This is a genomic window from Bordetella genomosp. 8 (assembly GCF_002119685.1).
GTDB lineage: Bacteria > Pseudomonadota > Gammaproteobacteria > Burkholderiales > Burkholderiaceae_B > Bordetella_C.
Window position 1 is genome coordinate 3,112,215 of sequence record NZ_CP021108.1, and the last position, 24,504, is coordinate 3,136,718.

Below are 24,504 nucleotides of genomic sequence, written 5' to 3' on the forward strand. Positions count from 1 at the left end.
CTGGCCTGGATGCACCGGCTGCCTGGTGGCGGATGCACCACCGGCGGGGCACACCGCCTCAAGCCGCACTGTATCCAGCGTGCCGCGCGCCGTATTGACCTTCGTCAACTGGATATACTGCCGCCTGAACCCGTTACCGGAGCCGCCGCGTGGACCGCCTGCACGCCATGAAGACCTTCGTCACCGTGGTCGAGAGCGGTGGCTTCACCGCCGCCGCGCGCAAGCTCGATGTCTCGCTATCGGTGGTCAGTCGGGTCATCACCGAGCTGGAAGCCCACCTGGGCGTGCGCCTGCTGACACGCACCACGCGCGTCGTGCGGCCCACCGAAACCGGCGCCGCGTATCTGGAAAACTGCAAGCGCATCCTGGGCGACATCGAGGACGCCGAACTCGCCGCGGCGGGCACGCATGCGGCGCCGCGCGGCAGCCTGGCGGTGACCGCGCCTGTCCTGTTCGGTGCGCGCCACGTGACGCCCATCGTCGTCGAATACCTGCAGCGCTATCCCGAAGTGGACGTCAACTGCCTGCTGCTGGATCGCAACGTCAGCTTCATCGACGAAGGCGTGGACGTGGGGGTGCGCATCGGCGAACTGCCCAGTTCCTCACTGCAGGCCATCCCCGTGGGCCGCGTGCGGCGCGTGGTGTGCGCCGCGCCGTCCTACCTGGCGCAGCATGGCGTGCCGCGCTCGCCGGACGACCTGCTGGCGCACACGCTGATACAGACCACCGGCGTGAGCGCATTGGCCGAATGGCGCTTCATGGTCCAGGGCGAACAGAAGCCCCTGCGCTTCACGCCCCGGCTGGCCACCACGACCAACGATTCCGCCATTGCCGCGGCGGTGGCGGGCTTCGGGATGGCGCGCGTGCTTTCCTATCAGGTGGCCGGTGAGCTATGGGACGGCAGGCTGCGCGTGGTGTTGGTCGATTACGAACCGCCCGCCATGCCTATCCACGTGATCCACCGCGAAGGCCGGCACGCCATGCAGAAGGTACGCGCCTTCCTGGATCTGGCGATCGACCGGCTGCGCGCGGACAAGTCGCTGAACTAGGTCGCTGCGACTAGGTCGCCGAAGGGGGTCGCTGCAACGGGTCGCTGCAGCGGGCCGCCGCAACAGTCGCGCAGCCAGGTCGCTGGACCCACCCGTATTATTCTCGTTTCAAGAAGAATACCTTCTCCCGCAGGCCATTTTTCCCCCGGCGTGGCACTCCTATGATTCGTTTCAGCACGAAATTACGTGCGAAACCCGCAAACAAAGGACTGCCACCATGAAACTCTTCCACCACCCCCTGTCCGGCCACGCCCACCGCGCCCGCCTGTTCCTGTCGCTGATCGACCAACCCGCCGAACTGGTGGAGGTCGACCTGGCCAACCGTGCCCAGAAGCAGCCGGACTTCCTGAAGCTGAATCCCTTTGGCCAGGTGCCGGTCCTGGTGGACGGCGACGTCGTGATCGCCGATTCCAACGCCATCCTGGTCTACCTGGCCAAGAAAACCGGCAAGACCGACTGGCTGCCGGAAGCACCAGCGCAAGCCGCGGCCGTGCAACGCTGGCTGTCGGTGGCTGCCGGCGATATCGCCTTCGGCCCAGCCGCCGCCCGCCTGGTCACCGTGTTCGCCGCGCCCCTGGATGCCGATGCCGCCATCGCCCGTGCCCACGTGGTGCTCAAGCGCATGGACGACGCGCTGGCGAACCGGCAGTGGATCGCCGCCGATCACCCGACCATTGCCGACGTCGCCCTGTACAGCTACACGGCGCGCGCGCCCGAAGGCTACGTGGACCTGAAGGACTACGCCAACGTGCGCCGCTGGCTGGCCGCCATCGAAGCCCTGCCCGGCTTCGTGGAGTTCCAGCGCACGCCCGTCGGACTGGCCGCCTGATCGGTCTCGCGCCGAACCCTAAACGCCTCAAAACCCTGGGAGTCACCATGTCCACCGCACCCTGGCACGCCGGCGAACTCGCCCTGCAATCCCGCGTGGGCGTCCTCGCCCGGATGGACGACGTCGGCCGCCGTTTCATCCGCGACTACATGCCGGACCAGCACCGCGAATTCTTCGTGCAGCTGCCCTTCGTGGCGCTGGGCGCCGTGGCGCCGGATGGCACGGTCTGGGCGACGTTGCGGGCCGGGCATCCGGGCTTCCTGGCGTCGCCGGATCCCCGCCGCCTGGATATCTCCATCGGGCGGGAAGCCGCCGATCCGGCGGATCCGGGGCTGGAAGACGGCAAGGCCATCGGCCTGCTGGGCATCGACCTGGCGACGCGACGCCGCAATCGCATGAACGGCGTGCTGCGCCATGCCGGGGGCAAGCTGTCCCACATCGACGTGACGCACAGCTTCGGCAACTGCCCGCGCTACATCCAGCAGCGCGCGATCGTCTTCACCCGGGACCCCGCCGAACAGAGCGTCATCGCGCCGCAGGTCATGGACGCCCTGGATGCCAAGGCACGCGCGTTGATCCAGGGAGCGGACACCCTGTTCGTCGCGTCCTACGTGGACCTGCCCGAAGGACGCCAGGTCGATGTCTCGCATCGCGGCGGCAAACCGGGATTCGTGCGGCTGGACGACGACGGCGGCATGACGATTCCCGATTTCAACGGCAACCTGTTTTTCAATACCCTGGGCAACTTCATGGTGAACCCGGTGGCCGGCGTGACCTTCGCCGATTTCGAGACGGGCGAACTGCTGCAGATGACGGGCCGCGCCGAAGTCATCGTCGATTCGCCCGAGATCGCCGCCTTCCAGGGCGCCGAACGCCTGTGGCGGTTCTTCCCGCGCATCGTCGTGCGGCGCGCGGGGGCGCTGCCCCTGCGCTGGGCGCGCAAGGAAGACGGCGCTTCGCCCAGTTCGCTGTTGACCGGCGACTGGACCCAGGTCGCCGACCGGCTGCGCGCCGCCGCGCTGGCCAATCGCTGGCGGCCGTTCCGGGTGGCGCGCATCGTGGAAGAAAGCCGCGCCGTGCGCTCCCTGCACCTGGAGCCAGCCGACGGCGCTGGGCCTGTCCCGCATCAGGCAGGCCAGTTCCTGCCCATCCGCGTCACGCCGCCAGGTGCCGAAAAGCCGCTGACGCGCACGTATACGCTATCGGTGGCGCCTTCGGACGCCGGCTATCGCATCAGCGTGAAGCGCGACGGCGCGGTGTCGCAATTCCTGCATGACCATGTGCAGGTGGGCGACGTCATCGACGTCCGCGCACCCGCTGGCGCCTTCACCGTGGACCCCACCGAAAAGAGGCCAGTGGTGCTGTTGGCCGCCGGCATCGGGGTGACGCCCATGCTGGCCATGCTGCGCCACATCGTTTATGAAGGACAACGCAAGCAAAGGATGCGGCCGACCTGGTTCTTCCACTCGGCGCGTTCGATGGCGGAGCGGGCGTTTGCCGGCGAACTGGCCGCGTTGCAGGCCGCCGGCCAGGGGGCGGTCCATGTGTTCCGGCTGTTGAGCGACCCGGAAGGCGCGCGCCTGGGCGAGGACTACGACCAGTCCGGACGGATAGATATCGATCTGCTGCGCGCCCGCCTGCCTTTCGACGACTATGACTTCTACCTGTGCGGGCCGGCTGCGTTCATGCAGTCGCTATACGATGGCTTGCGCGCGCTGAACGTGCCGGACGAACGGATCCATGCGGAAGCCTTCGGGACGTCGTCCCTGACGCGGCAAGGCGGGCGGGCCGATGCGGCGGCGGCGTCGGCCGCACTGCCGAACGCCCAAACAGCGGATCAACCGGCTGCGCCATCGAAAGCGCCGCCCGCGGCGCAGCCGGCGACCGAATCGGTGCCGGTCATCTTCCTGCAATCCGCGAAGGAAGCGCGCTGGGAACCCGGCGGCGGATCGCTGCTGGAACTTGCGGAAGCACGCGGGCTGGAACCGGCCTTCGGCTGCCGGGGCGGCAGCTGCGGCACTTGCCGCACGCGCATCGTGCAAGGCGCGGTGGCGTATGCCGAGCAACCGGAGTTCGACGTACCCGATGGCGAGGCCCTGATCTGCTGCTCGGTGCCCGCCGCGGGCGGCAAGCCATTGCAACTGGACCTGTGACGGCGCCTGCCTGCCCGGCGATTTCCTCAAGCGGCGGACTTCTGTCCCGGCTGCCTGCCCGCCGCGCGCAGGATCAGCCCGGCGATCCGTTCCGGCTGCGAGATCAGCGACAGGTGGCTGGCCTTGAGCTCGATGGTCGTGGCGCCCATGCGCTTGGCCATGAACCGTTCCAGGTCGGGGTTGATGGTGCGGTCTTCGGTGGAGACGGCGTAAAAGCTGGGCTTGGAACGCCAGGCCGCCTGGGTGGTCTTGCCGGTCAGCAGCGCCTTGCGGAAGGGTTGCTGGACGGCATACAGCACCATGGCCTTCTTGCGCGGCAGGTCGCCGGCGAAGTCCTTCAGGAAAGCCTCCTGGCTCAGGCGGCCCTCATCGCCGTCGAACACGATGCCGGCGCTGGCGGGCGGCGTGGGATATTTGGCGGCCAGCTGCGCGTAGTCTTCGTTGGCGTCCGGCGCGCGCGCGGCCACGTAGACCAGCGACGCCACGTTGGGATGCACGCCCGTTTCCGTTACGAGCATGCCTGAAAACGAGTGGCCGACCAGCACCGTGGGGCCATCCTGACGGTCCAGGACCCGGCGCACGGCATCCACGGCCTCGGGAAACGTCGTCAGCGGGTTCTGCACCGCCGTGGCGTTCATGCCGGCGGCCTGCAATCGCGCGATCACCTCGGTCCAGCAGGAGCCGTCGGCGAAGAGGCCATGCGCCAGCACGACGTTCCTGATCGCGCCCGGGCCCGCGGCGGGCGCGGCGGCGGGGGCCGCCTGCGCCACCCTCAGGCCGGGAAGCAAGGTGGAGGCGGCGGCGCCCGCGAGCGTGGCGGCGAATGCACGGCGATTCATGGTCATGACGATTCCTCTGTATCAATATGATCGCCAGGATAAAGTCCGCCTGCCGCGGGACGTTTCAAATTTTCGTTAGATTTCGGTTTCGCCATCGGCCGAAGTATCGGTATCGAAACGCTCACGCCATTTGGCTGCCCTGCCCGTGACGAACTCGATCAAGGTCCGCGCGGCCAGGGTCTGGTACCGCCCCGGCATCCGCAGCAGGAACATGCGGGTGCCGAACACGCTCAGCCGCCAATCGGCCAGGGCCGTGACCACTCGACGGCCGATTTCGTCCGCCACCACGTAATCGGGCACGAGGCCCACGCCCAGGTCCGCCATGATGGCCTCGCGCAGGAACTGGAAATTCTCCGATGCCAGCGTGGGATGCAGGGTAAGCTGCCGCCGCGCGTCGCCACGGTAGGCCGATACCCGCAGGTCCCGTCCGGACACACCGGACGTGATCAGCGGAACCTCCACCAATTCCTCCAGCGTCGAGGGCAACGGATGGCTGCGCGCATAGGCGGCGGAAGCACACACGACGTAGCGCACTTCCGCCAACTCGGTCGCCACCATCTGCTGCGGCGGCTCGGACATCACCCTTACCGCCACGTCCACTTCGTCGCGCAGCAGATCGTCCACGCGGTTGTCGAACAGCACGTCCAGCGCGATATCGGGATAGGCGCGCTTGAATTCGATCAGCCAACCGGACATGACCATGTGCCCGAAGCCGGTGGGCAGGCTGATCCGCAGCGATCCGTGCAATCCGCGCCCGAGCGACGCCACGGCTTCCCGCGCCGCGAGCACTTCGTCGCGGACGACCCGCCCATGGCGGTAGAGACGTTCGCCGGCCTCGGTGAGCTCGACCCGGCGGGTCGTGCGCCGCATCAGTTGCAGGCCCACCGACTTCTCCAGCTGCGCCAGGTGGTAACTGACGTTGGCGCGGCTCATTTTCAGGTTGCGCGCGGCCGAACTCAGGTTGCCGGCTTCGACGATATCCACGAAAAGCGCCAATGACTGCGCGTCCAAATCTGCCCCTATCCGTCGAAAATATTTGACAGACTGTTCATAGTCTTTGGGATTGTCAAGCAGGGCCGATGGGAAAATAATGTGCCGTATCACCGAAACCCGACAACAACGCCTCGCCGCGGAACCCCGCAGGAGACAGCAATGCCCCTAGACCAGGAAACCTTCCAGCTGCTGCTGGACAGCGTGCAGCGCTTCGTACGCGAGCGGCTGATGCCCGCCGAGGACGCCGTCGAGGAGCACGACGAAGTGCCGGCCGACATCGTCGCCGACATGAAGGAACTGGGCCTGTTCGGACTGTCCATTCCGGAGGAATACGGCGGCATCGGGCTGAGCATGGCGCAGGAATGCGCGGTCGCCTATGAGCTTGGCCACACCGCCCTGGCCTTTCGCTCGGTGGTCGGGACCAACATCGGCATCGGTTCGCAGGGCATCCTGATGGATGGCACCGCCGAACAGAAGGCCGAATACCTGCCGCGCATCGCCAGCGGCGAGCTGATCGTTTCCTTCGCGCTGACAGAGCCGGACGCCGGTTCGGACGCCGCCTCGATCAAGACGCGCGGCGTCAGGGACGGCGCCGACTATGTGCTGGCGGGGACCAAGCGTTTCATCACCAATGCCCCGCGCGCCGGCGCCTTCACGCTGATGGCGCGCACCGACGGCCCAGGAGCGGGCGGCATCTCGGCCTTCATCGTGCCGGCAGGCCTGCCGGGCCTGAGCCTGGGCAAGCCGGATCGCAAGATGGGCCAGCGCGGCACCAAGACCTGCGACGTCGTCCTGGACAATGTGCGGGTGCCGGCCGCAAATATCATCGGCGGCGAGCCGGGCAAGGGCTTCAAGACCGCCATGAAGGTGCTGGATCGCGGGCGCCTGCACATATCGGCCGTCGCCTGCGGCATGGCCGACCGCATCCTGCGCGAAAGCGTGGCCTACGCCCAGCAGCGCAAGCAATTCGGCCAGCGCATCGGCGATTTCCAGCTCGTGCAGGCCATGCTGGCCGACAGCCAGGCGGAACTGCTGGCCGCCTGGTCGCTGGTGCAATCGGTCGCGCGCCGCTACGACGCCAAGCCGTTCGACGTGAGCGATCCGGAAGTCAGCATGCAGGCCGCCTGTGCGAAGCTCTTCAGCACCGAAATGGTCGGCCGCGTCGCCGATCGCGGCGTGCAGGTGCACGGCGGGTCGGGCTACATCAACGAGTACAAGGTGGAACGCTTCTATCGCGACGTGCGCTTGCTGCGGCTGTACGAAGGCACGACACAGATCCAACAGCTGGTGATCGGCAAGCAGTTGATGAAGTCCGCCTGAGACGGCTGGCGGCCACCACGGGAAGCGGCGGACGCCGGCGCAAGGCCGCGCCTCAGCCCGGCAGCGCCGGCAGCGTCTTCTGCACGGCCTCGCAGCGTTCCCGCAGCAGCCGGTACAAGGCCTGGACGCCGGGCGAGTACTGCTTGCGATGCGGGCACACCAGCATCAAGGGCGCGGACACGCCGCCCAGGTGCGGCAGCAGGACGTGCAGGCGCCCGGTACGCACGTCGTCGCTGACGTCCATCCAGGACTTGTAGGCGATGCCCTCGCCCGCCAGGGCCAGCCGGCGCACCACGTCGCCATCGTCGCTGTGTATGGTCCCCGTGACGTTCACCGACAGCTTGTTCTTGCCATCCCGGAACTCCCATTTGTCGTAGAGCCGGCTGCTCAGCATGTAAAGCAGGCAGTCATGCCTGGCGAGATCCTCCGGCGACGACGGCACGCCCCGCCGCGACAGGTATTCCGGCGACGCCACCAGCACGCGCCGGTTCTCCGGCGCCAGGGGTAGCGCGACGTAGCTGGCGTCCTCGGCCACGCTGTAGCGCACCGCCACATCCACCGGATCCCGGAAGACGTCCGTTACCCGATCCGAAAAGAACAGCTTCAAGGTCAGGCGCGGATAAGGCTGGCGAAACAGCGTGAACCAGGGCAGCAGCACGTTGCGGCCCAGGTCGGATGGCGCCGCCACCTGCAGCACGCCGCGCAGTTCGCGCTGCTGGCCGTGCAGTTCCTCATGGCCGGCGCGCACGCTGTCCAGGATCGTCTGCGCATGCGGCAGATAGGCTACGCCTTCCGCCGTCAGCCGCAGGCTGCGGGTCGATCGCGCGAACAGGCGGACGTCGAGTTCGCCTTCCAGGCGCTTGATGGCGGCGCTGACCTGTCCGGGCAGCAGGTCCGCTTCGCGCGCGACATCGGAAAAGCTGCCCAGGGCGGCGGAGCGGACGAACAGGGCGAGGTCATCGAGTTTGATCATTTTCACGAAAACAGTGAAAGGCCTCCTCGATTTTCCCTGTTTTTCGTCAACTGCCACAAGCGGAACATACGTCCACGGCGAGATTGAACGCTCGCCACCCCGCCGCAACGTCATTACCCAGGACATCGCCATGGAAACGCTCACCGCCATCCAGAACCGCTATACCACCAAGGCCTACGACACGTCGCGCAAGATCCCGCAGGCGCGGATCGAGCAATTGCTCGAGGGCCTGCGCATGAGTCCCTCGTCGGTCAACGCCCAACCCTGGCATTTCATCGTCGCCAGCGACGACGGCGGCAAGGCCCGCATCGCCAAGGCCGCGCAAGGCACGTTCGGCTACAACGGGCCCAAGATCATGAACGCGTCGCACGTGATCGTCTTCGCCGCCCGCACCGACATGACGCCCCGGCATATGGAGGCCATCCTGGAACAGGAAGAACGCGACGGCCGATTCCAGATCGAAGGCGCCAAGGAAGGCCAGCGCAGGGGCCGGCAATCCTTCGTCGACATCCATCGCTACGAACAGAAAGACCTGCAGCATTGGATGGAAAAGCAGGTCTACCTGGCCCTGGGCACGCTGATGCTGGCCGCCGCGACCCAAGGCATCGACACCACGCCCATGGAGGGCTTCGATTTCCGCCTGCTGGACGCGGAACTGGGCTTGCGCGAACGGGGCTACAGCAGCGTGGTGCTGTTGTCGCTGGGCTATCACGCTGAAACGGACTTCAACAGCCGCCTGCCGAAGTCACGCCTGCCCCAAGCCGACGTCATGACCTTCATTTGAGCGGCATGACGGTCAGCGGCGGAAGCGGCCTCCGCCGCCGAAGCGGTCGCCGCCGCCCCAGCCCGAGCCGTTGAAGCCGCGATTGCCCCAGCCCCGGTCCTGCAACGCCGCGTCATCGTAGCGGCCGCGGCTGTAGTTGTCCGACTGGGCGCGCGCCTGCTGCTGCTGGTTCAGATAGGTGCGGTTGGCGGCATCGGTGTTGGCGGGCGTCATCGGCTGCCAGCCCGAGGACGTGTGCTGCTGCCAGCCCTGGTCGGTGTGGCGATAGACATTCCCGTCGTGGTCGCCATAGACATTGCCATTGTCCCAGCCCACGGTATTGCCGGTGCGGCTGTCGTGCGTGACGCCACGGTCGGCATGGCTGGTGACGCCCTGCCCCGACTGGCCGCTGGCGGTGCGGGCGGTCGCGGTGGTGCGGCCCGTGTTGTCGTTGGTATGGATAGACTGCTGGCCGGCCGTCCAGGTGCCGTTATCCACGTTGCCGGCGATGCCACCGCGTGAGGCGCCAGCGGTGCCGTTGACCGGATTGTCATAGGCCCCGCGGTAACCCGCGGCGGCGTTGCCCGTCTGCCAGTTGTAGGCCGCGCCGCGCGTGCCTTCGAAGCTGCGTCCGGTGACCGGGTTGTAGCCTTCGGCATGCGTGCCCTGCCACTGCGTACCGGTCCAGCCGTTCCACCCGCTCGCGTGCGTGACCACACCGGTGCCGCCCCAATGGCCATACACATCGACGGTGTTCACATTGACGCCACGCCAGTACGGCGCGCCCCAATACGGCCCCCAGTAAGGCGCCGGGGCGCCCCACACCGAGCCGATGGCGAAGCCGAAGGCAAAGCCCACCGCGGTATCGAAGGCGGCGTTGTAACCGTAGGTGGGCGGATAGCCCACGTAGACGGGCCCCGCCACATAGGCGGGATAGACATATCCCGTGCCATAGACCACCGTGCCGTCCGGCGCCACCATCACCCCCATGTAGCCCGGCGTGTAGCCGAACACGACGGTCGTCGGTGTCGCGTTGTAGACGCGTACGTAGGTGACGTAGTGGAACGGCGAGGACACCGGAATGGCGTAGATCGCGGCCGGCACCCGGTCGGCGACGCGCCACGGCCCATAGGCCGCCGCGGCGCTGAACCAGATGCCGTTGGACAAGGCGTAATAGCCGCCGTCGACCAGGAACACGGGCGTCTGGCTGTTGGCGGCGAAGCGCACCTGCGTACCCGGGATGGACACGAAATCCGGCGGCCCGTTCAGGTACGCCACATTAAGCGTCGCCTTGTCGCGCGTGACGGTGGCGGTCTGCGGGATGGTCGCGGCAATCACGGATTCCCTGGCCTGGGGTGTGCCAGGCACGGACGCCAGCACGCCCGCCGAGGGATCGTGCGGATCGATGCGCGCGAAATCCTTGGGCAGCTGCTTGCCCGGGACGTAGCTCCACGGCCCATCCAGCCGCGCCGCGCTGAACCAGCGGCCCGACACCAGGATGTAGTACCGATTGCTGGTTGGATACATGAACACCGCATGATCGGCGTTCGTCATGGACAGCAGGCCGGTGCCCTGCACCGGCGCGAATTCGGGCGCGCCGCTGGTGATCACCAGTTCGGCGGGCTGGGTTTCGACCAGCACCTGCGGCACCACCGTGGATGGCTTGCCATCGCGCGGCAGCATGGGATCGGGCTTTTCGGCGCGCGTGCTGGCGTCGGCCGCCGCCAACAGCTGCCGCGACGGAGTGTCCAGCGCCTGCCAGGGCCCGGTGATCGCCGCGGCCTGGAACCAGTGGCCCGTCACGTTCAGGTAGAAGTAGCCGGCGTTATCGGCCAGCATCAGCGCGCGCGTGTTGGCGACACGCTGCCAGCCGGCGGCGCCCTGCACGTCGTACAGGGACGGCGGTCCATCCATCGGCACCAGGATGGTGGGCACGGAACGGAACACGATCACGGGCGGGGCGTTCCTGACCGGCACCGATGGCAGGGACGCGATCTTCTGCGATACGGCGTAGCTGGTCTGCAGGGCTTCCAGCCGCGTGGTCATGCTGGGCGGTATGTGGGATTCGAGCAGCTTGCGCAACTGGGCGGCGTTCTGCGGGGCGGTCGGCAGATCGATCTTCTGTATGCGTATCTGGTCCACGTACACCAGGCCGGCCGGTTTGTTGATGTCGGCTCGCGCGCTGAACTGCACCACGCCATAGGTGGGATTGCCGTCCGCCGCCCCGACGGCCACCGCCATACGGCCACCGATGCTGTCGCCGTTCCAGCTGTCGACCTGGGGCTGGTAAAGCTGCACGCGCATGCCGTTGGCCGCATCCAGCGTGCGTGGCCATTGCAAGGCGTGGTCGGCCGCCTGCATGGACGCCTGTTCCTGGCGCGCGTCGGCGGGCGGGACCGAGGCGGGCGCCGCCACGGCGGGTGCGATGGGGGGTGCGATGGGGGGTGCGATGGGGGGTGCGATGGGGGGTACGACTGGGGAGGTGGACTGGGCGTTGCACACGCCGGCCAGCGTGACGCCGAGGATGGTCGCCAGGGGCATGGCAAGGCGGCGGATGCCGGAGTTCATGGGAACGCTCCTTCCAGGGATACGATGTCGGCGGACACGGCCCACCCCGCGCCGCCGCCGTGGCGACGCGCCAGGGCCGGCAGCGCTGCGGTTTATACCGCCAGTTGGCCGGAACGCACAACGCGCGTTACAACTGGCGCCGCGCGCGACGCCGGCGCCACCATAGCCAGATGCCGCTGCCGCCCAGCGCGGCCAGCAGCAGGCCCAGCAGCGCGACGGTGCCCTGCCCCGCGATGCCACCCAGTTCGCCGGTATGCAGGGGATAGATATAGGAATTGATGCGCGTGCCGGGGTCGAGCTCGTTCCAGCGTTGGGTGGCCAGGATCGCGCCTGTGCGCGGATCCAGCCATACGGTGGAACGGCCGTTGGGATGGGGATCGTCGGGCACGCGCATGCGGATGGCCAGCGGGCGGTCGGTGCGCGGCGTGTACAGGAAATAGCCGATGGCGCCGTCCGGAAAGGCGGCGCGCGCCCGGTTCGCCAGATCGTCCAGGGAGACGGACGGCTGCGTTGGCTGCTGCACCTGCGGCAGCGTCGCCTGTTGCACCTGCGGCAGCACCGGCGCCACCGTGCGCGGTGCGCCGCTCAGCCAGGTGATCCAGCCGCCGATCGGCCGCCACGCCAGATAAGCGCCTGTCCCCATGCAGACGGCCAGCAGCAGGCCCGCCACGACGCCGCCCGTGCGATGCACGTCGAACAAGGCGCGGGTGCCGCCCTTGCCAAACTCGATGCGCAGGGAAGGCGGCCAGCGGCGCGGCCACCACAGCACGACGCCGGTCAAGGCGAGCAGCAGGTAAGCCAGCGCCGCGCAGGCGAGCACGGCCTTGCCGGTCTGGTCCATCCACAATGCGCTATGCAGGCCGTAGAGCCAGGCGACCAGGCCTTCGTCCGCGCCGCGCCGGCCCTGCTCGACGCCGGTGTCGGGATCCAGGTACAGACTGCCACGCCAACTGCCGCGTACCAGTACCTGCAAGGTCTCGCCTGCCCGCCGAGGCGGCGCGAACGTGAAGGACGCTCCCGTCCCGAATTCGGCCGCGAGACGTTGGCGCAACCCTTCGAACGCGACCATGCCGGCACCAGGCGAGCCAGCCGACACCGCCTGGAAATACGCCGGGTGCAGCCAGCGATCCATCGGCCGCGCCACCACCAGCAAGGACCCTGTAATACCGGACAGCACCAGCAGCCAGCCCAGGCACAGCGCCGTCCAGCGATGGCATAGCAGCCACACGCGCCGCAGGCTCCGCATGGGCGCGGTCAGTACGCGACACGCGCCTGCACGTACACCATGCGCGGTGCGCCCACCATGCGGCCGCCGTTGGTGTCGGTGTTGCGCGTGTAATAGCGGCGATCGAACACGTTGTTCACGCCCAGCGCCAGCTCGCTGCCGTTCCACTGCGGAAACCTGTAGCTCAGCTGCGCATTCCACACGCTGAATCCCGGCACGCGCCCGTTCGTCGCGTCCGCGCTTTCCTTGTCCGTGTTGGCCGTATCCGAATACTGGCTGCTCTGCGCGGTGCTGAAGACATTGAAGGCCCAGTTGCGCACCGTGTAGCGCCCGCCCACCGTGCCGGTCTGCCGCGAGTAGAACGGCACGTCATTGCCCTCGAACTCGCCCGACTTCTGGATCGCGCGCACATAGGTGTAGTTGGCGTACAGGTTCAAGCCGGCCAACGGCCCCGCCTTGTCGAAGTCGTAATCGACGGCGAACTCCACCCCGTTGTGCGTCGTCGCGCCCAGATTGCGGAACACCGCCGGGTTGGTGCCGGGAATCGACAGGATCTGGTTGTCGAAACGCAGGTTGAAGATCGTCAGTTCGGTGTGGACCTGTTCGCCGGTATAGCGGAAGCCCGCCTCCACCGTCTTGGCGACTTCCGGCTTCAGCGGATTGGAATCCGACATGGAATTCAGCTGCGTGTACTGCACCGCGCCGAAGGACGTGCTGTAGTTCGTGTACAGCGTCAGCCTGTCGTTGACCAGATAGGCCACGTTCAGCGACGGCAGGCCGCGGCTGTTGCGCACCTCGAACGTCGAATCGTCGGCCGTGCCGCTGGGCTCGCGGTCGCTTTCGATCTTTTCGTAGCGTATGCCCGGCGTGACGCGCCAATTGCCGTAGGCGATGCGGTCGTCCAGATAGAAGGAATGCGCGCGCGTGCCGTTGTCGAACACCTGCGTGGCGCCGACGCGGTCGCCGGTAGCCAGCGAAGTGGAATAGCGCCGGTCCTGGCCGGTCTCGCGTATGTAGCGATAGCCCACCGTGACGTCGTGCGTGGTGGAACCCCATGACAGCCGCTGCGTGTAGCGCGGCTCGATGCCCAGTACCTGGTTGTTGCGCGGCTGGAAATCGTTGCGGTTCACGCCCGTGTTGATCAGGGAGCTCTGGCGCGAACTGTCGTAGTGATAGATGCGCGTTTCGAACTCCTGCGTGTCGGAGATCGTGTTCAGGTAGCCGATGTCGACCTGGTCGCGCTTGCCTTTCCAATAATCGGTGGGATGCGTGTTCTGGAACGGATCCTGCCGGTATTCGTCCACCGTCAGGCCGCCCGGCGTCATCGACTTCACGTCATAGTGGGCGAACTTGCCGTACACCTCCGACGTGGGGCTGATCTCGTACCGCCATTTCAGCGCCACGTCGTTGTAGCGGTCGTGGCTGCCGTCGCGCCACTGCTGGCCGTCCATCCCGGAGTACAGCAGCGCCACCCCCAGGCCGTTGTCCATCTGCGTGCCCACGAAGGTGCTGTACTGCGTGTTCGCGCCGCCGTGGCTGAAGACGTTGTAGCGGGCGGAGGCGTCCGCGGTCAGGCCATCGCTGGTGGGAATGGCGCGCGTCTTGAAGTTGATGACGCCGCCGACGTTCTGCGGCCCGTAGCGAACCGCCCCGCCGCCGCGCACCACGTCGATGGACTCGATATTGCCCAGGCTGACGGGCGACAGCACCAGGTTGGGCTGGCCGTACGGCGCCATCGCCAGCGGGATGCCGTCGATCAGCATGGTGGTACGGAAGGAGTTGCGCGGATTCAGGCCGCGTATCCCCACGTGCAGCGCCACCGAACTGCCGGAGTTGCTGGTGCTGCCGCTGATCTGCACCCCGGGCACGCGGCGCAGTACGTCGGCTACGTTGGTCGCGCCGCTATCCTGTATTTCCTGGCGTTGCACCAGCGTACGGGCGCCGCCGAAGGTCTGCACGCTGTTTTCCAGCCCGGTGCCGAGCCAGTCCCCGCTGACCTGGATGGCTTCCAGCGTGGTGGCGCCGCCGGCCCCGGTCGCGCCGTCGGCCGGGGCCGGGGTTCCGGCCCGCGCCGAGTTGGCCACGGCACCCGCCGCCGTGCCGTTGGCGGCCGCCGGTTCCGCGCCGCGCACCACGTAGCCTTCGCCGGGCGGGGGCACGGCGCTCAGGCCCGTGCCGCGCAGCAACTGCTCCAGCGCCTGCGCGATTGTGTGGCTGCCGTGCAGGCCCTGGCTTTCCAGGCCCGCGGTGTCTTCCGGGCGGAAAGACACCGTCAGGTCGGCAGCCTTGGCGAAGGCCGACAACACCTGGGCCAGCGGCCCTCCCGGTATATCGAAGCTGCGCGCCGCGGACTGGTCCGCGGCCTGCGCATGGGCAGGCCGGGTGTCGAAAACCGCCGCGGTCGCGGCGCAGATCGCCAACGCGGAAAACGCGTATCGCGCGGCCGCGCCGCGAACGGGTGTACGTGCAGCTCCCACTTCCACTTTCCTCTTGCATGCGGTTCGTTGATGCGCCGTATGCCGGATGGGGACCGGGAAAAGGGACAAGCGCCTGCCATGAAAGTTGAAACCAAATGAAACTGCGCTCGCGGACACCAAACCCGCGGCCGGGGCCCTGCGTGGCATTCAACCCGGCCGGCCGGTCACCGTGACCCAGTACGGCGTGCGCCGCACGACGCGCACGGGCAGCGTCTGCGCCACCACCGCCAACACGTTGTCCGTATCGGCCAGCCTGAACACGCCGGACACCCGCAGCGCGGCGACGTCCGGATCGCAGCGGACCACGCCGGACCGATAGCGCGACAACTCGGCCAGGAAGGCGTCCAGCCGCAAGTTGTCCGCTTCCAATACGCCGCGCGTCCAGGCGGGCGCGTCGCCGCCCTGCCCGCCCAGGGCCGCGCCATTGCGGCGCGCGGCCCGCGCCGCGCGGAATTCCCCGGCGGTGAATCGCAGCGATTCGCCCGCCTCGACGATCCTGCGCGCGCCATCCGCACGCAGCGTGACTTCCACACGATGTTCCAGCACGCGCAGATAGGTCTCGTCGTCCAGTTGGCGCACTTCGAAGCGCGTGCCCAGGGCCCGCAGGCTGGCCTGGGCCGTGTCCACCAGGAAGGGCCGCGTCCGGCCATCCACATCCGGGGAGGTCGTCACGTAGATTTCGCCGCGCCGCAGTTGCACGACGCGCGTATCCGGCGTGTACCGCACCGCGACGCTGGTCGCCGTGTTCAATTGAACCTGGCTGCCATCGGCGAGCACGACCTGGCGGTTGCCGCCCACGGCGGTGCGGAAATCGTCCGCCCCGCCGAACAAAGGCGCGTCGCGGTAGACCAGCCAGGCGGCGGGCAGCGCCGTGCCCAGGACCAGCAGCGTCTTCACCACCGCCCGGCGGTTGACGCGCGCCTGGCGGTCGGCCGTCGACCGCGTCAGCACCGGCACGCCCAGGCCCGGCGGCAGCGCGCCGAACTGGCGGCTCAGGCGCTCCGCACGCTGCCATGCCGCTTCATGGCGCGCATCCAGGCGGCGCCAGCGCTCGAAAGCGGCATAGTCGTCGGGGCCAGCCTGGCCGGAATGCAGGCGCACCAGCCAGCGGGCCGCTTCGCGAACCACCGCGCCGTCCAGCCCGGTTGAAGGTTGGGAGCTCGGCACGGCGGATCAGTCCATCAGGGTCAGGCACAGTTCGAAGCCCTGTGCCATGTAGCGCTTGACCGTGCGTTCGCTGATGCCCAGACGCGCGGCGATCCGCGCATAGCTCAGGCCTTCCAGCTGCGAGAGCACGAAGACGTTGCGCGCCTGCGGCGCGAGTCCGGCCAGCAGCGCATCGAGCTGATGCAGGGCCTGGCGCATGGAAAGCAGCGCCTCCGGCGACACGGTGGCCTCCGCGGGCAGGGCCGCCACGGCCTCCAGCCAGGCGCGTTCCAGCGAGCGGCGGCGCCAGTGATCGTTCAGCAGGCCGCGCGCGATGGTGGTCAGATAGGCGCGCGGCTCGCGCAACCCGGGCATGTCCTCCGGCTTGCGCAGCAGCCTCAGGAAGGTGTCATGGGCCAGGTCGGCCGCTTCGTCGCCGCAGTCCAGGCGCCGCCGCAACCACAGGCAGAGCCAGTCATGGTTGTCTTCGTAGAGGACTCGTAGTGCAGCGGTGGACATGGTCGATCGCCCCGGCAGCGCGCAACAGGCGGGAAAAAGCGATAGCGCGCTGGCAGGAACAGGCAACCATCGACGAATCCGGCGATGATACCAAGAATTATTCTTATTTGGTCGGCGAAGGTCCGGTTCACCGCCCTCCGCTCAGGAGCGGATCTTGGCCAGGAGCGTCTGGATGTCCGCCCTTCTGCCCTCGTCGGCCACTTCGCGGCCCGGGCGCGGCGGCGCCTTCAGCGCCTTTTCCAGATACGGAATCGCTTCGGACTTGCGATTGCGGTAGACCAGGTAGTCGGCATAGAAGTAGTTCGGGTCGATGCCGTCCGGATTCACCGTCAGGGCCTGCTGCAGCAGCGCCTCGGCCTTTTTGTTGTCGCCGAAACCGATGGGCCAGCCAGGCACCTTGTAGTAAAGGACGCCCAGGCTGTTCAGCGCGGAGCCGTCCAGCGCCTTGCTGTCGATCTGGATCGCGGCCTCATAGTCGGCCTTGGCCTGCTTGGCCAGGTCCAGGGCGCCCAGCCCGCCCTTCGCGCCGGCCCAGGAGCTCATGATGATGCCTTCCCAGATCAGCGGCTCGACCCGCCCGTTGTAGCGGGTGGTCAGCGCATGGGCCTGCTTGGACAGCGCCTCGAACTTCGCCGCGCGCTGGTCCTCCGGCGTCTTGTACTGGATGACCGCCCATTCGGTCTGCAGGGCATGGATGCCCTGGTCCAGGTCCGCGGGTTCCGCTTGGACTTGGGCCGACACGCCCAGCGCCAGGGTGGCGGCCGTCAGCAGCGCGGCCGCCCAACCGGCCAGGCGCCCCAGACGGTGCTGTCCTTGGCGCTCCGCGGGGCATGCCGCGAAGGTGAAAACTCGAATCATGAAGAAGCTCCAGGGGGGAAGGCGGATGGTTTCAGGGCGCGCCTGTGCTTGGTGAACGCCCCATCCATCCATTTCGGGAAAAGTCCGTTCAGGCGCACGGCCAGCGCCTCGACCGCACCGACGTAGCGTTGCGGCGACTCGTCGCGCAGCAGGCGTATCAGGTCGCGCGCTACCGCGTCCGGCGAGTCGCTGCGCGAGCCGGTCGCCTGGTTGAAGGCCAGTACTTCCGGCGCATTGAACGACGTGGCGATGGCGCGCGGCGCGTAATACTGGACGCGCACATGCGTGTCCGCGAGCTCGCGGCGCAACGATTCGGTATAGACGCGCAAGGCCGCCTTGCTGGCGCCGTAGGCGGAAAACCCCGGCACGCCCAGGCTGCCCAGTGTCGAGCCTATGTTGACGATCTGCGCGCGCTTGCAGGCCAGCAATTGCGGCAGCATGCCGGCGGTCAGCAGCATGGGGGCGACGATGTTGGTGTCGACCACGCGTTGCGCGTCTTCCGGCCGCAGGTCCTGGGCGCGGCCGAAGGCCGGCGCGGCGGCGTTGTTGATCAGCATGTTGGCTTCGCGGGCCGCCGCCGCGTCGATCAGGGCGGCACGGCCGTGTTCGGTCGTGATGTCCACCACCAGCGCGTCGACGCGCCATCGATCGAAGGAGCCGGTGGCCAGCGCATGCGCCAGCGCCAGCAGCGGCTCGGCCGTGCGGCCGACCAGCAGCACGCGCGCGCCGTCGTCCAGCAGGCGGCGTGCGATCGCGCTGCCCAGGCCGCCGGCGGCGCCGGTCAGGACCACGGATGCTTCGCTGGGTTTCATCGTGCCGCCTCCACTGCCGGGACACGCGGCAGGCCGCGGAAGATGGCGCCGTAGAGCCGGTAGAACATGTGGGCGGCGTGCAGCACGGCCGCCTGGTCGCCGGCATCGTCCAGCCGATCCATCAGGTCGGCGAAGTGACGGGTATGTTCCTGGTCCAGCGTGCCATGCGAACGCAGATAGCTGAAGGCCGCGGGCGGCAGGGCCAGCGTCTGCTGGATGCGATCGGCGGCATTCAGGGCCAGCGCCACGCTGGTGCCTTCCAGCACGTGCACCATGCCGAAGAAGCCCACCGGGTTGTTGCGCGCGATGGTGTCGTAGGCGTAGGCCACCATGACTTCGGTGTCCGGACCGGGGCCCGCGCGGCGCACCGCGTCGGCATCCTGGCCCAGCGCGCGCAGGTCGTTGAGGATCCATTCGTCATGGCCCGTCTCTTCCTCGATGTATTCGTCCAGGGCGTCGTGCATCCAGGCCAGCCGATCGGGCATCCGGGCCCGGCAGGCGTGCATCAGGGGCACCGTGTGGCGCACGTGGTGATAGGCCTCGCGGAGGAAGGCGATGTAGGACGGCAGCGCGACCTGGCCGCGCAGGCAATCCTGGATGATCGGGGTCTGCACCAGCGATGCGCGGCTTGCCTGCGTATCGGCGACCAGCGTTTCGAAAAAGGACATGATGGATCAGGGCAAAGGGGGAAGATGAGTGCTCAGGAAAATGTCGCCGTGCCGGGCGGCGATGGCCTCGCGTCGCGGACGGCCGTTGGGCGTGGCCATGCCGGCCGCCGCGGTGAACTCCGCGCGGGCGCGTACCCAGACGCCGATGCGGGCGTAATCCGGCAGGAGCTGGTTGGCGCGTTCGACGCCGGCCTGGATGGTCTGGTCCTCGGCGCCCGGCAGCGGCCAGACCACGGCGCCCAGGGCCGACTGCCCTTCTCCCAGGACCACGGCCTGGGCGATGCCGGGCTGGCTGCCCAGATGCAGCTCCACCCATTCCGGCGACACGTTGCGGCCGAAGCCGGTGATCAGGACGTTCTTCTTGCGGCCGCTGACGTGCAGGAAGCCGTCGGCGTCGATATGGCCCAGGTCGCCGGTGGGCATCCATGCTTCCGACCAGGGCGGGTGGCCCAGATAGCCCAGGGCATGCACGCCCGCGATCTCGATCTCGCCGTCCGCGGCCACGCGCAGGCGCGCGTGCGGCAGCGCCCGTCCGGCCGATCCCGCGCGGTCGGCCCCGGGCAGGTTCAGGGTCTGCACCGAACAGGCCTCGGACAGGCCATAGCCTTCGTAGGCGGGCAACCCCACGGCGCGTGCCTGCGCCAGGAGCTCCGCGCCCACCGCGGCGCCGCCCACGGCCATGAAACGCAGGCTCGCCGGCGCCGGCGCCTGCGTCGCGCGCAGCCATCCGGCGTAGGCGCGCAGCATCTGCGGCAGCACGATGACGCTCTGCGCGCCGCTGTCGCGCAGCGCATCGTGGAAGGCGCCCGGGTCGAAGCCCGACGATCCCTTCATGCCGACCTCGCCCAAACCGCGCACGGCGATGGCGGCGCCCTGCATCAGCGGCGCGTAGGCGCCGGCGATGTTCTCCAGCAGGATGGGGAGCGGCAGCGCCGTCAGGTGGCAGCGTATGCCCAGGAACTGGGTAGCCCGGGCCAGGCTGGCCGCGACGCCCAGCATGTCGCGCGCCGCCAGGCACACGCCCTTGGGCGTGCCCGTCGATCCGGACGTGAAGGTGATCTTGGCCGTGCCGACATGCAGCGCGACCTGTGGAATGTCGCGCCGGTACAAGTCCAGCGCCGGCGGCAAGGCTTGCGGGTCGCCCAGCCCCAGGCCGGCCAGCGCCGGCCGCATGGCGGCGCCGGCCACCACCGCGCCCACGCCCGCGGCGGCCAGCGTCGCGGCGATCTGCTCGGGGGTGAAGAACAAGGGCAGCGGCAGATGCACGACGCCGGCGCGCATGCAGGCCAGGTCGTGCACGATCCACTCGGCGCCGTTGTCCATCAGCGACGCAACGGCGCCGACGCCGGCCGCGGCCAGGGCGTCGGCCAATGACTCCACGCGGCGATTCAAGGCAGCGTAGGAGACCGGCCCCTCCGGCGTTTCGAGCGCCGTCATGGAGGCGCGGTCCGGCTCGCGCAGGAGTTCGAAGAAGTCCTGCGCGTTCATACGGCTTGCTCCCCGAAGCGTTGCAGGATGGTGCGCAGATGCCCGGCAAAGACTTCGGGACCGTGGGCGTAGTAGTCGCCCCAGTCCTGGCGCTCCGTTTCGTCCAGGCGCGCCGCGCTGGCGATACCCAGCGAACGGTGCGCCAATCCCATGCGCGCGAACAGATGGTGCAGTTCCGCCGTCAGCGTACTGACCGCCCATTCATAGCCTTGCCGATGCAGATGGTCCGCGAGCAAGGGCACCAGCCGGCGGCCCGCGCCCGGGCGCATGGCGGCAAAATGCCCGACTTCGACGATGCGTCCGCGGCTGACCGGCACGCCGTCTGCGCGGATGTACTTTTCGACGGGCGCGGACAGGTAGCGTTCCAGGAACAAGGCCTGGCTGGCTGGACGGTAGCCCGCCGCGGCCAGGATCTGGCCATCGTCCTGCAGGCTGACCAGGACCGGCAGCCACTCCTTCAGATACGCGCCATAGCGCTGGCGATAGCGTCGCGCGATATACGATTCGACGTGGTGCCGCAGGGGATCGTGCCGATGATGCACGTGCAGAAGGGGCTGCTGCTCACCCTCCCCTGCCGGCCAAGCGATGGAGGACGCGCGGGCGCCGTGCTGCGGCATCAATAATTCCAGACAATGCATGTTTGGTTTCCAATGCGATGCGGCGCAGCATAGGACGCCAAGATTAATCGGAAATTAACGGCCCGCCGGTGCTAAGCTGCCCCGCATCGCGGCGCAAGGAATATGAATGAGAATCCTCATCATCGAAGATGATCCCCTCCTCGGTGACGGCGTAAAAAAAGGCCTGGGGCTGCTGGGCTATGCGGTCGACTGGTTCACCAGCGGCAAGGACGCGGACCACGCCCTGCAATTCGTCAAGTACGACGCGGTGGTGCTGGATCTGGGGCTGCCCGGCGAGGACGGCATGGCCCTGCTGACCCGCTGGCGCCGTGCCGGACACACCCTGCCCATCATCGTGCTGACGGCACGCGATGCCGTCGAAAGCCGTATCGGCGGCCTGGATGCGGGCGCCGACGATTACCTGCTCAAGCCCATCGCCCTGGATGAACTCGCGGCGCGATTGCGCGCGGTGACGCGCCGCGGCGCGGGCAAGCCCGAACCCGTCTGGCGGCATGGCGACCTGGAATACCACCCCGCGTCGCACGAGGTCTATTGGCAGGGGCGCCGCATCGATCTGTCGTCGCGCGAAGCCCTGCTGCTGGAATTGTTCCTGACGCATCCGAATCGCGTACTGACCCGCGAGTTCATCCGCGAAAAACTCTACGACTGGGATGCCGACGTCGAAAGCAATGCGCTCGACGTCTACGTCCATCACGTCCGCAAGAAAATCCATCCCAAGATCATCCGCACGCTGCGCGGATCGGGATACGCGCTGGGACAGGTGGAAGGCCAGCCATGACGCTGCAGCGGAGATTGATCGTCGCCGTCCTGCTGGCCGCTCCCCTGGCCTGGCTGCTGACCATCGCCGGCACCTATTGGCGGGCGGAACACGAGATCAACGAGCTTTACGACACCGACATGCTGCGCCTGGCGCAGCAGACGCTGGCAGTGGCACGCCTGCTGCCGCCGGACGTGGCACTCCCCACCGATCCCTTGCAGACCAGGCTGCCCGACGACCTGGGCGACGCCGGCCTGGGCGATTGGGCCGTGGCAATCTGGCGCGGCGCCGGCGAGCCGTTGTCGCTGGATCCGGAGGCCCGGCAATTCGACCGCAACGGAACGGCGGAAGGTTTCTTCGAAAGCCGCATCGACGATACGCCTTGGCGGCTGTTTTATCTGAACGATGCGGCCTCCGGCACGCGCGTGGCGGTGGGCCAGCGCGTAGGCGAACGGCGAGACCTGATCGTCGCCTACCTGGCCAGCCAGGCCCTGCCCTGGCTGTTGAGCCTGCCGGTGCTAATCGGCCTGCTGGTGTACGCCGTGCGGCGCGCCATGCGGCCGGTGCGCGAGCTTTCCACCCGCCTGGAACGGCGCGCCCCCGACGACGATACGCCGCTGCCCCTGGATGGCACGCCGGCGGAGCTGCGCGTGCTGGTGCAGGCCATGAACGGCCTGCTGGCGCGCGTGGCGACGCTCATCGACCAGGAACGGCGGCTGACGGCGGACGCCGCGCACGAACTGCGCACGCCCCTGGCCGCCCTGCGCGCGCAGTGGGACGTGGCGCAGCGCACCGACGATCCCGCCCAGCGGCGCGAGGTGCAGGCCAGCGTCACCCGCGGCCTGGAACGGCTGGACCGGCTGGTCGCCCAGCTGCTCACCATGGCGCGGCTGGACAGCAGCAGGCATGTGGGTTTCGGCGCCGCCATCGACTGGCGCGCTGTCGCCGAACAGGCGGTCGGCGACTGCCTGTGGATCGCCAACCGGCGCGACGTCGATATCGACGTGGAGTGGCCGGCGGACGGCCAGGCGCCGCTGCCCATCGCCGGCGATTCCGACGCCCTGGTCATCATGCTGCGCAACGTCCTGGACAATGCCGTGCGCTACGGCCCCAGGCATGCGCGGGTGCGCGTGACGTTCACCGCATCGCGCATCCTGGTCGACGACCAGGGGCCCGGCATACCGCCTGACCTGTTGCCCCGCATCGGCAATCGTTTCCTGCGCGCGGCCGGCAACGAAGAATCGGGCAGCGGCCTGGGCGTGTCCATCGTCCGCCGCATCGCCCAGAACCATGGACTGGCGCTGCGGTTCGACATGCGCGGCGCGGACAGCGACCTGGGGCCGGGCATGCGCCTGACGATCCTGCGGGGCAACTGAAGCGGGCACGACGCCAGGCACGTTGCGGAACGCTTGACCCATATCAACGCGGCGTCGCCGCCACGGCGCGACTATGAAGTGCAGCCCATTCGGTACCGGGCTGGAAGGAGACGTATCGGCCTGGCATGGGAAGTCCACCGCCTGACGCGCGTGCGGGCCGGAGCCAGGCACCCCTTGCCGCGCTCAATGACCAGCGAGAACCATCATGCTGAAACGCATCGCCCTACATGTCGAAAAAGACCAGGCCTGCACGGGCCGCACCGCCGCCGCGCTCGCGCTGGCGCAGCGCTTCGAAGCGGAGCTCCTGGGCATATACATTGACTACACGTGGATGCATTATCCCTACGGCGAAAGCATCATCCCCAGCGCCGCGTACGAAGTCATGCAGCAGCAGGCCAGGCAGGAGCATGACGGTTGCCACCGGCAGTTCGAGCGGTGCGCGGCCGACAGCGGCGTTACGGCGCAGTGGCGCAATCCCGGCGGCCGCCCCGACGAAGTCCTGCCCCTGCATGCCCGTTGCGCGGACCTGCTGGTGCTGAGCCAGGCCCACGAACGCGAGACCGACTCCATCGTCGATCCGTACATGGTGGAAAACGTCATCATGTACGCCGGCCGGCCGGTGCTGGTGGTGCCCTACGCCGGCGAATACGTCAGCATCGGCAACCGCATCCTGGTGTGCTGGGACGGCGGCCGCGAAGCGGCGCGCGCCCTGGCGGACGCCGCGCCTTTCCTCGAGCGCGCGGAAGAAGTCTGCGTACTGACGCTGGACCCCGACTCGGAAGGCATGCGGGACCGCGTCACGGTCCCGGGCGACCTGCAGGCCTGGTTCCGCGCGCAGGGCTACGCCGAGCCCCGGTCATTGACGCGCGAAACCGCCGGACTCGGCTACGGCAACGCCATCCTGAACGCCGCATCCGACCACAGCTGCGACCTGATCGTCATGGGACTCTACGGACACAGCCGGATGCGCGAATGGGTACTGGGCGGCGCTTCCCGGGACATGCTGGACGCCATGACCGTGCCGGTGCTGTTCTCGCACTGACATCCCGCGGG

21 protein-coding genes are annotated in these 24,504 nt (G+C 68.2%); 8 read left to right on the forward strand and 13 right to left on the reverse strand.

The genetic code is table 11. From position 1 onward, the window contains the following. Positions 1-149: 149 nt before the first annotated feature. The 3 genes from CAL12_RS14160 to CAL12_RS14170 all read left to right on the forward strand — a co-directional run bounded on the left by CAL12_RS14160 (position 150) and on the right by CAL12_RS14170 (position 4,031). Positions 150-1,049, forward strand: a complete 900-nt coding sequence (locus CAL12_RS14160; protein ID WP_086065031.1) for a LysR family transcriptional regulator — start codon at positions 150-152, stop codon at positions 1,047-1,049. 217 nt (positions 1,050-1,266) lie between these two features. Then, positions 1,267-1,878, forward strand: a complete 612-nt coding sequence (locus tag CAL12_RS14165) for a glutathione S-transferase family protein (protein ID WP_086065032.1) — start codon at positions 1,267-1,269, stop codon at positions 1,876-1,878. Positions 1,879-1,925: 47 nt separating this feature from the next. Continuing rightward, positions 1,926-4,031, forward strand: a complete 2,106-nt coding sequence (locus CAL12_RS14170; protein WP_086065033.1) for a 2Fe-2S iron-sulfur cluster-binding protein — start codon at positions 1,926-1,928, stop codon at positions 4,029-4,031. 26 nt (positions 4,032-4,057) lie between these two features. Here the strand turns inward: CAL12_RS14170 and CAL12_RS14175 are convergent, their stop codons facing one another. Further along, positions 4,058-4,876: an alpha/beta fold hydrolase gene (locus tag CAL12_RS14175; protein ID WP_086065034.1), complete on the reverse strand. Its 819-nt coding sequence runs from the start codon at positions 4,874-4,876 to the stop codon at positions 4,058-4,060. 69 nt (positions 4,877-4,945) lie between these two features. Further along, the gene (locus CAL12_RS14180) at positions 4,946-5,881 is read right to left on the reverse strand and encodes a LysR family transcriptional regulator (protein WP_086065035.1); all 936 of its coding nucleotides are present in this window, start codon (positions 5,879-5,881) and stop codon (positions 4,946-4,948) included. 141 nt (positions 5,882-6,022) lie between these two features. Between CAL12_RS14180 and CAL12_RS14185 the strand changes: the two genes are divergently transcribed. After that, on the forward strand, positions 6,023-7,183 hold the full coding sequence (locus CAL12_RS14185) for an acyl-CoA dehydrogenase family protein (protein WP_086065036.1): 1,161 nt from the start codon (positions 6,023-6,025) through the stop codon (positions 7,181-7,183). A 52-nt stretch (positions 7,184-7,235) separates the two neighbouring features. Here the strand turns inward: CAL12_RS14185 and CAL12_RS14190 are convergent, their stop codons facing one another. Further along, complete coding sequence (locus tag CAL12_RS14190; protein ID WP_086065037.1) at positions 7,236-8,156, reverse strand: LysR family transcriptional regulator; 921 nt, start codon at positions 8,154-8,156, stop codon at positions 7,236-7,238. A 130-nt stretch (positions 8,157-8,286) separates the two neighbouring features. On the opposite strand from CAL12_RS14190, the gene nfsB reads away from it, so the two are divergent. Then, complete coding sequence (gene nfsB / locus CAL12_RS14195) at positions 8,287-8,940, forward strand: oxygen-insensitive NAD(P)H nitroreductase (RefSeq protein WP_086065038.1); 654 nt, start codon at positions 8,287-8,289, stop codon at positions 8,938-8,940. 12 nt (positions 8,941-8,952) lie between these two features. On the opposite strand, the gene CAL12_RS14200 is transcribed toward nfsB, so the two are convergent. The 10 genes from CAL12_RS14200 to CAL12_RS14245 all read right to left on the reverse strand — a co-directional run bounded on the left by CAL12_RS14200 (position 8,953) and on the right by CAL12_RS14245 (position 21,297). Then, on the reverse strand, positions 8,953-11,487 hold the full coding sequence (locus CAL12_RS14200; protein WP_232464501.1) for a carbohydrate-binding family V/XII: 2,535 nt from the start codon (positions 11,485-11,487) through the stop codon (positions 8,953-8,955). 127 nt (positions 11,488-11,614) lie between these two features. Beyond that, positions 11,615-12,733 carry a PepSY-associated TM helix domain-containing protein gene (locus CAL12_RS14205; RefSeq protein WP_086065039.1) on the reverse strand — a complete coding sequence of 373 codons (1,119 nt, stop codon included), beginning with the start codon at positions 12,731-12,733 and terminating at the stop codon, positions 11,615-11,617. An 8-nt stretch (positions 12,734-12,741) separates the two neighbouring features. Next, entirely contained in the window at positions 12,742-15,189 is a 2,448-nt protein-coding gene (locus CAL12_RS14210; protein ID WP_420042723.1) for a TonB-dependent siderophore receptor, read from the reverse strand. Positions 15,190-15,336: 147 nt separating this feature from the next. Next, positions 15,337-16,356, reverse strand: coding sequence for a FecR domain-containing protein (locus CAL12_RS14215; protein ID WP_086065041.1), 1,020 nt, complete (start codon positions 16,354-16,356; stop codon positions 15,337-15,339). A 6-nt stretch (positions 16,357-16,362) separates the two neighbouring features. Beyond that, positions 16,363-16,854, reverse strand: a complete 492-nt coding sequence (locus tag CAL12_RS14220; RefSeq protein ID WP_086065042.1) for a sigma-70 family RNA polymerase sigma factor — start codon at positions 16,852-16,854, stop codon at positions 16,363-16,365. A 141-nt stretch (positions 16,855-16,995) separates the two neighbouring features. Further along, positions 16,996-17,709 carry a tetratricopeptide repeat protein gene (locus CAL12_RS14225; protein ID WP_420042791.1) on the reverse strand — a complete coding sequence of 238 codons (714 nt, stop codon included), beginning with the start codon at positions 17,707-17,709 and terminating at the stop codon, positions 16,996-16,998. Further along, positions 17,709-18,524 carry an SDR family oxidoreductase gene (locus CAL12_RS14230; RefSeq protein ID WP_086065043.1) on the reverse strand — a complete coding sequence of 272 codons (816 nt, stop codon included), beginning with the start codon at positions 18,522-18,524 and terminating at the stop codon, positions 17,709-17,711. Before CAL12_RS14230 ends, CAL12_RS14225 begins: the two co-directional genes overlap by 1 nt. Then, the gene (locus CAL12_RS14235; RefSeq protein ID WP_086065044.1) at positions 18,521-19,192 is read right to left on the reverse strand and encodes a TenA family transcriptional regulator; all 672 of its coding nucleotides are present in this window, start codon (positions 19,190-19,192) and stop codon (positions 18,521-18,523) included. Before CAL12_RS14235 ends, CAL12_RS14230 begins: the two co-directional genes overlap by 4 nt. A 6-nt stretch (positions 19,193-19,198) precedes the next feature. Beyond that, the gene (locus CAL12_RS14240) at positions 19,199-20,680 is read right to left on the reverse strand and encodes an AMP-binding protein (protein WP_086065045.1); all 1,482 of its coding nucleotides are present in this window, start codon (positions 20,678-20,680) and stop codon (positions 19,199-19,201) included. Further along, positions 20,677-21,297 (reverse strand): thermostable hemolysin, encoded by a 621-nt coding sequence (locus CAL12_RS14245; RefSeq protein WP_086065046.1) that lies wholly within the window; start codon positions 21,295-21,297, stop codon positions 20,677-20,679. Before CAL12_RS14245 ends, CAL12_RS14240 begins: the two co-directional genes overlap by 4 nt. Before the next feature lie 127 nt (positions 21,298-21,424). Between CAL12_RS14245 and CAL12_RS14250 the strand changes: the two genes are divergently transcribed. The 3 genes from CAL12_RS14250 (at position 21,425) to CAL12_RS14260 (ending at position 24,493) form a co-directional block, all read left to right on the forward strand. Next, entirely contained in the window at positions 21,425-22,096 is a 672-nt protein-coding gene (locus CAL12_RS14250) for a response regulator transcription factor (RefSeq protein WP_086065047.1), read from the forward strand. Further along, entirely contained in the window at positions 22,093-23,451 is a 1,359-nt protein-coding gene (locus CAL12_RS14255; protein WP_086065048.1) for an ATP-binding protein, read from the forward strand. Before CAL12_RS14250 ends, CAL12_RS14255 begins: the two co-directional genes overlap by 4 nt. A gap of 205 nt (positions 23,452-23,656) precedes the next feature. Beyond that, positions 23,657-24,493 carry a universal stress protein gene (locus CAL12_RS14260; protein WP_086065049.1) on the forward strand — a complete coding sequence of 279 codons (837 nt, stop codon included), beginning with the start codon at positions 23,657-23,659 and terminating at the stop codon, positions 24,491-24,493. Positions 24,494-24,504: the final 11 nt, after the last annotated feature.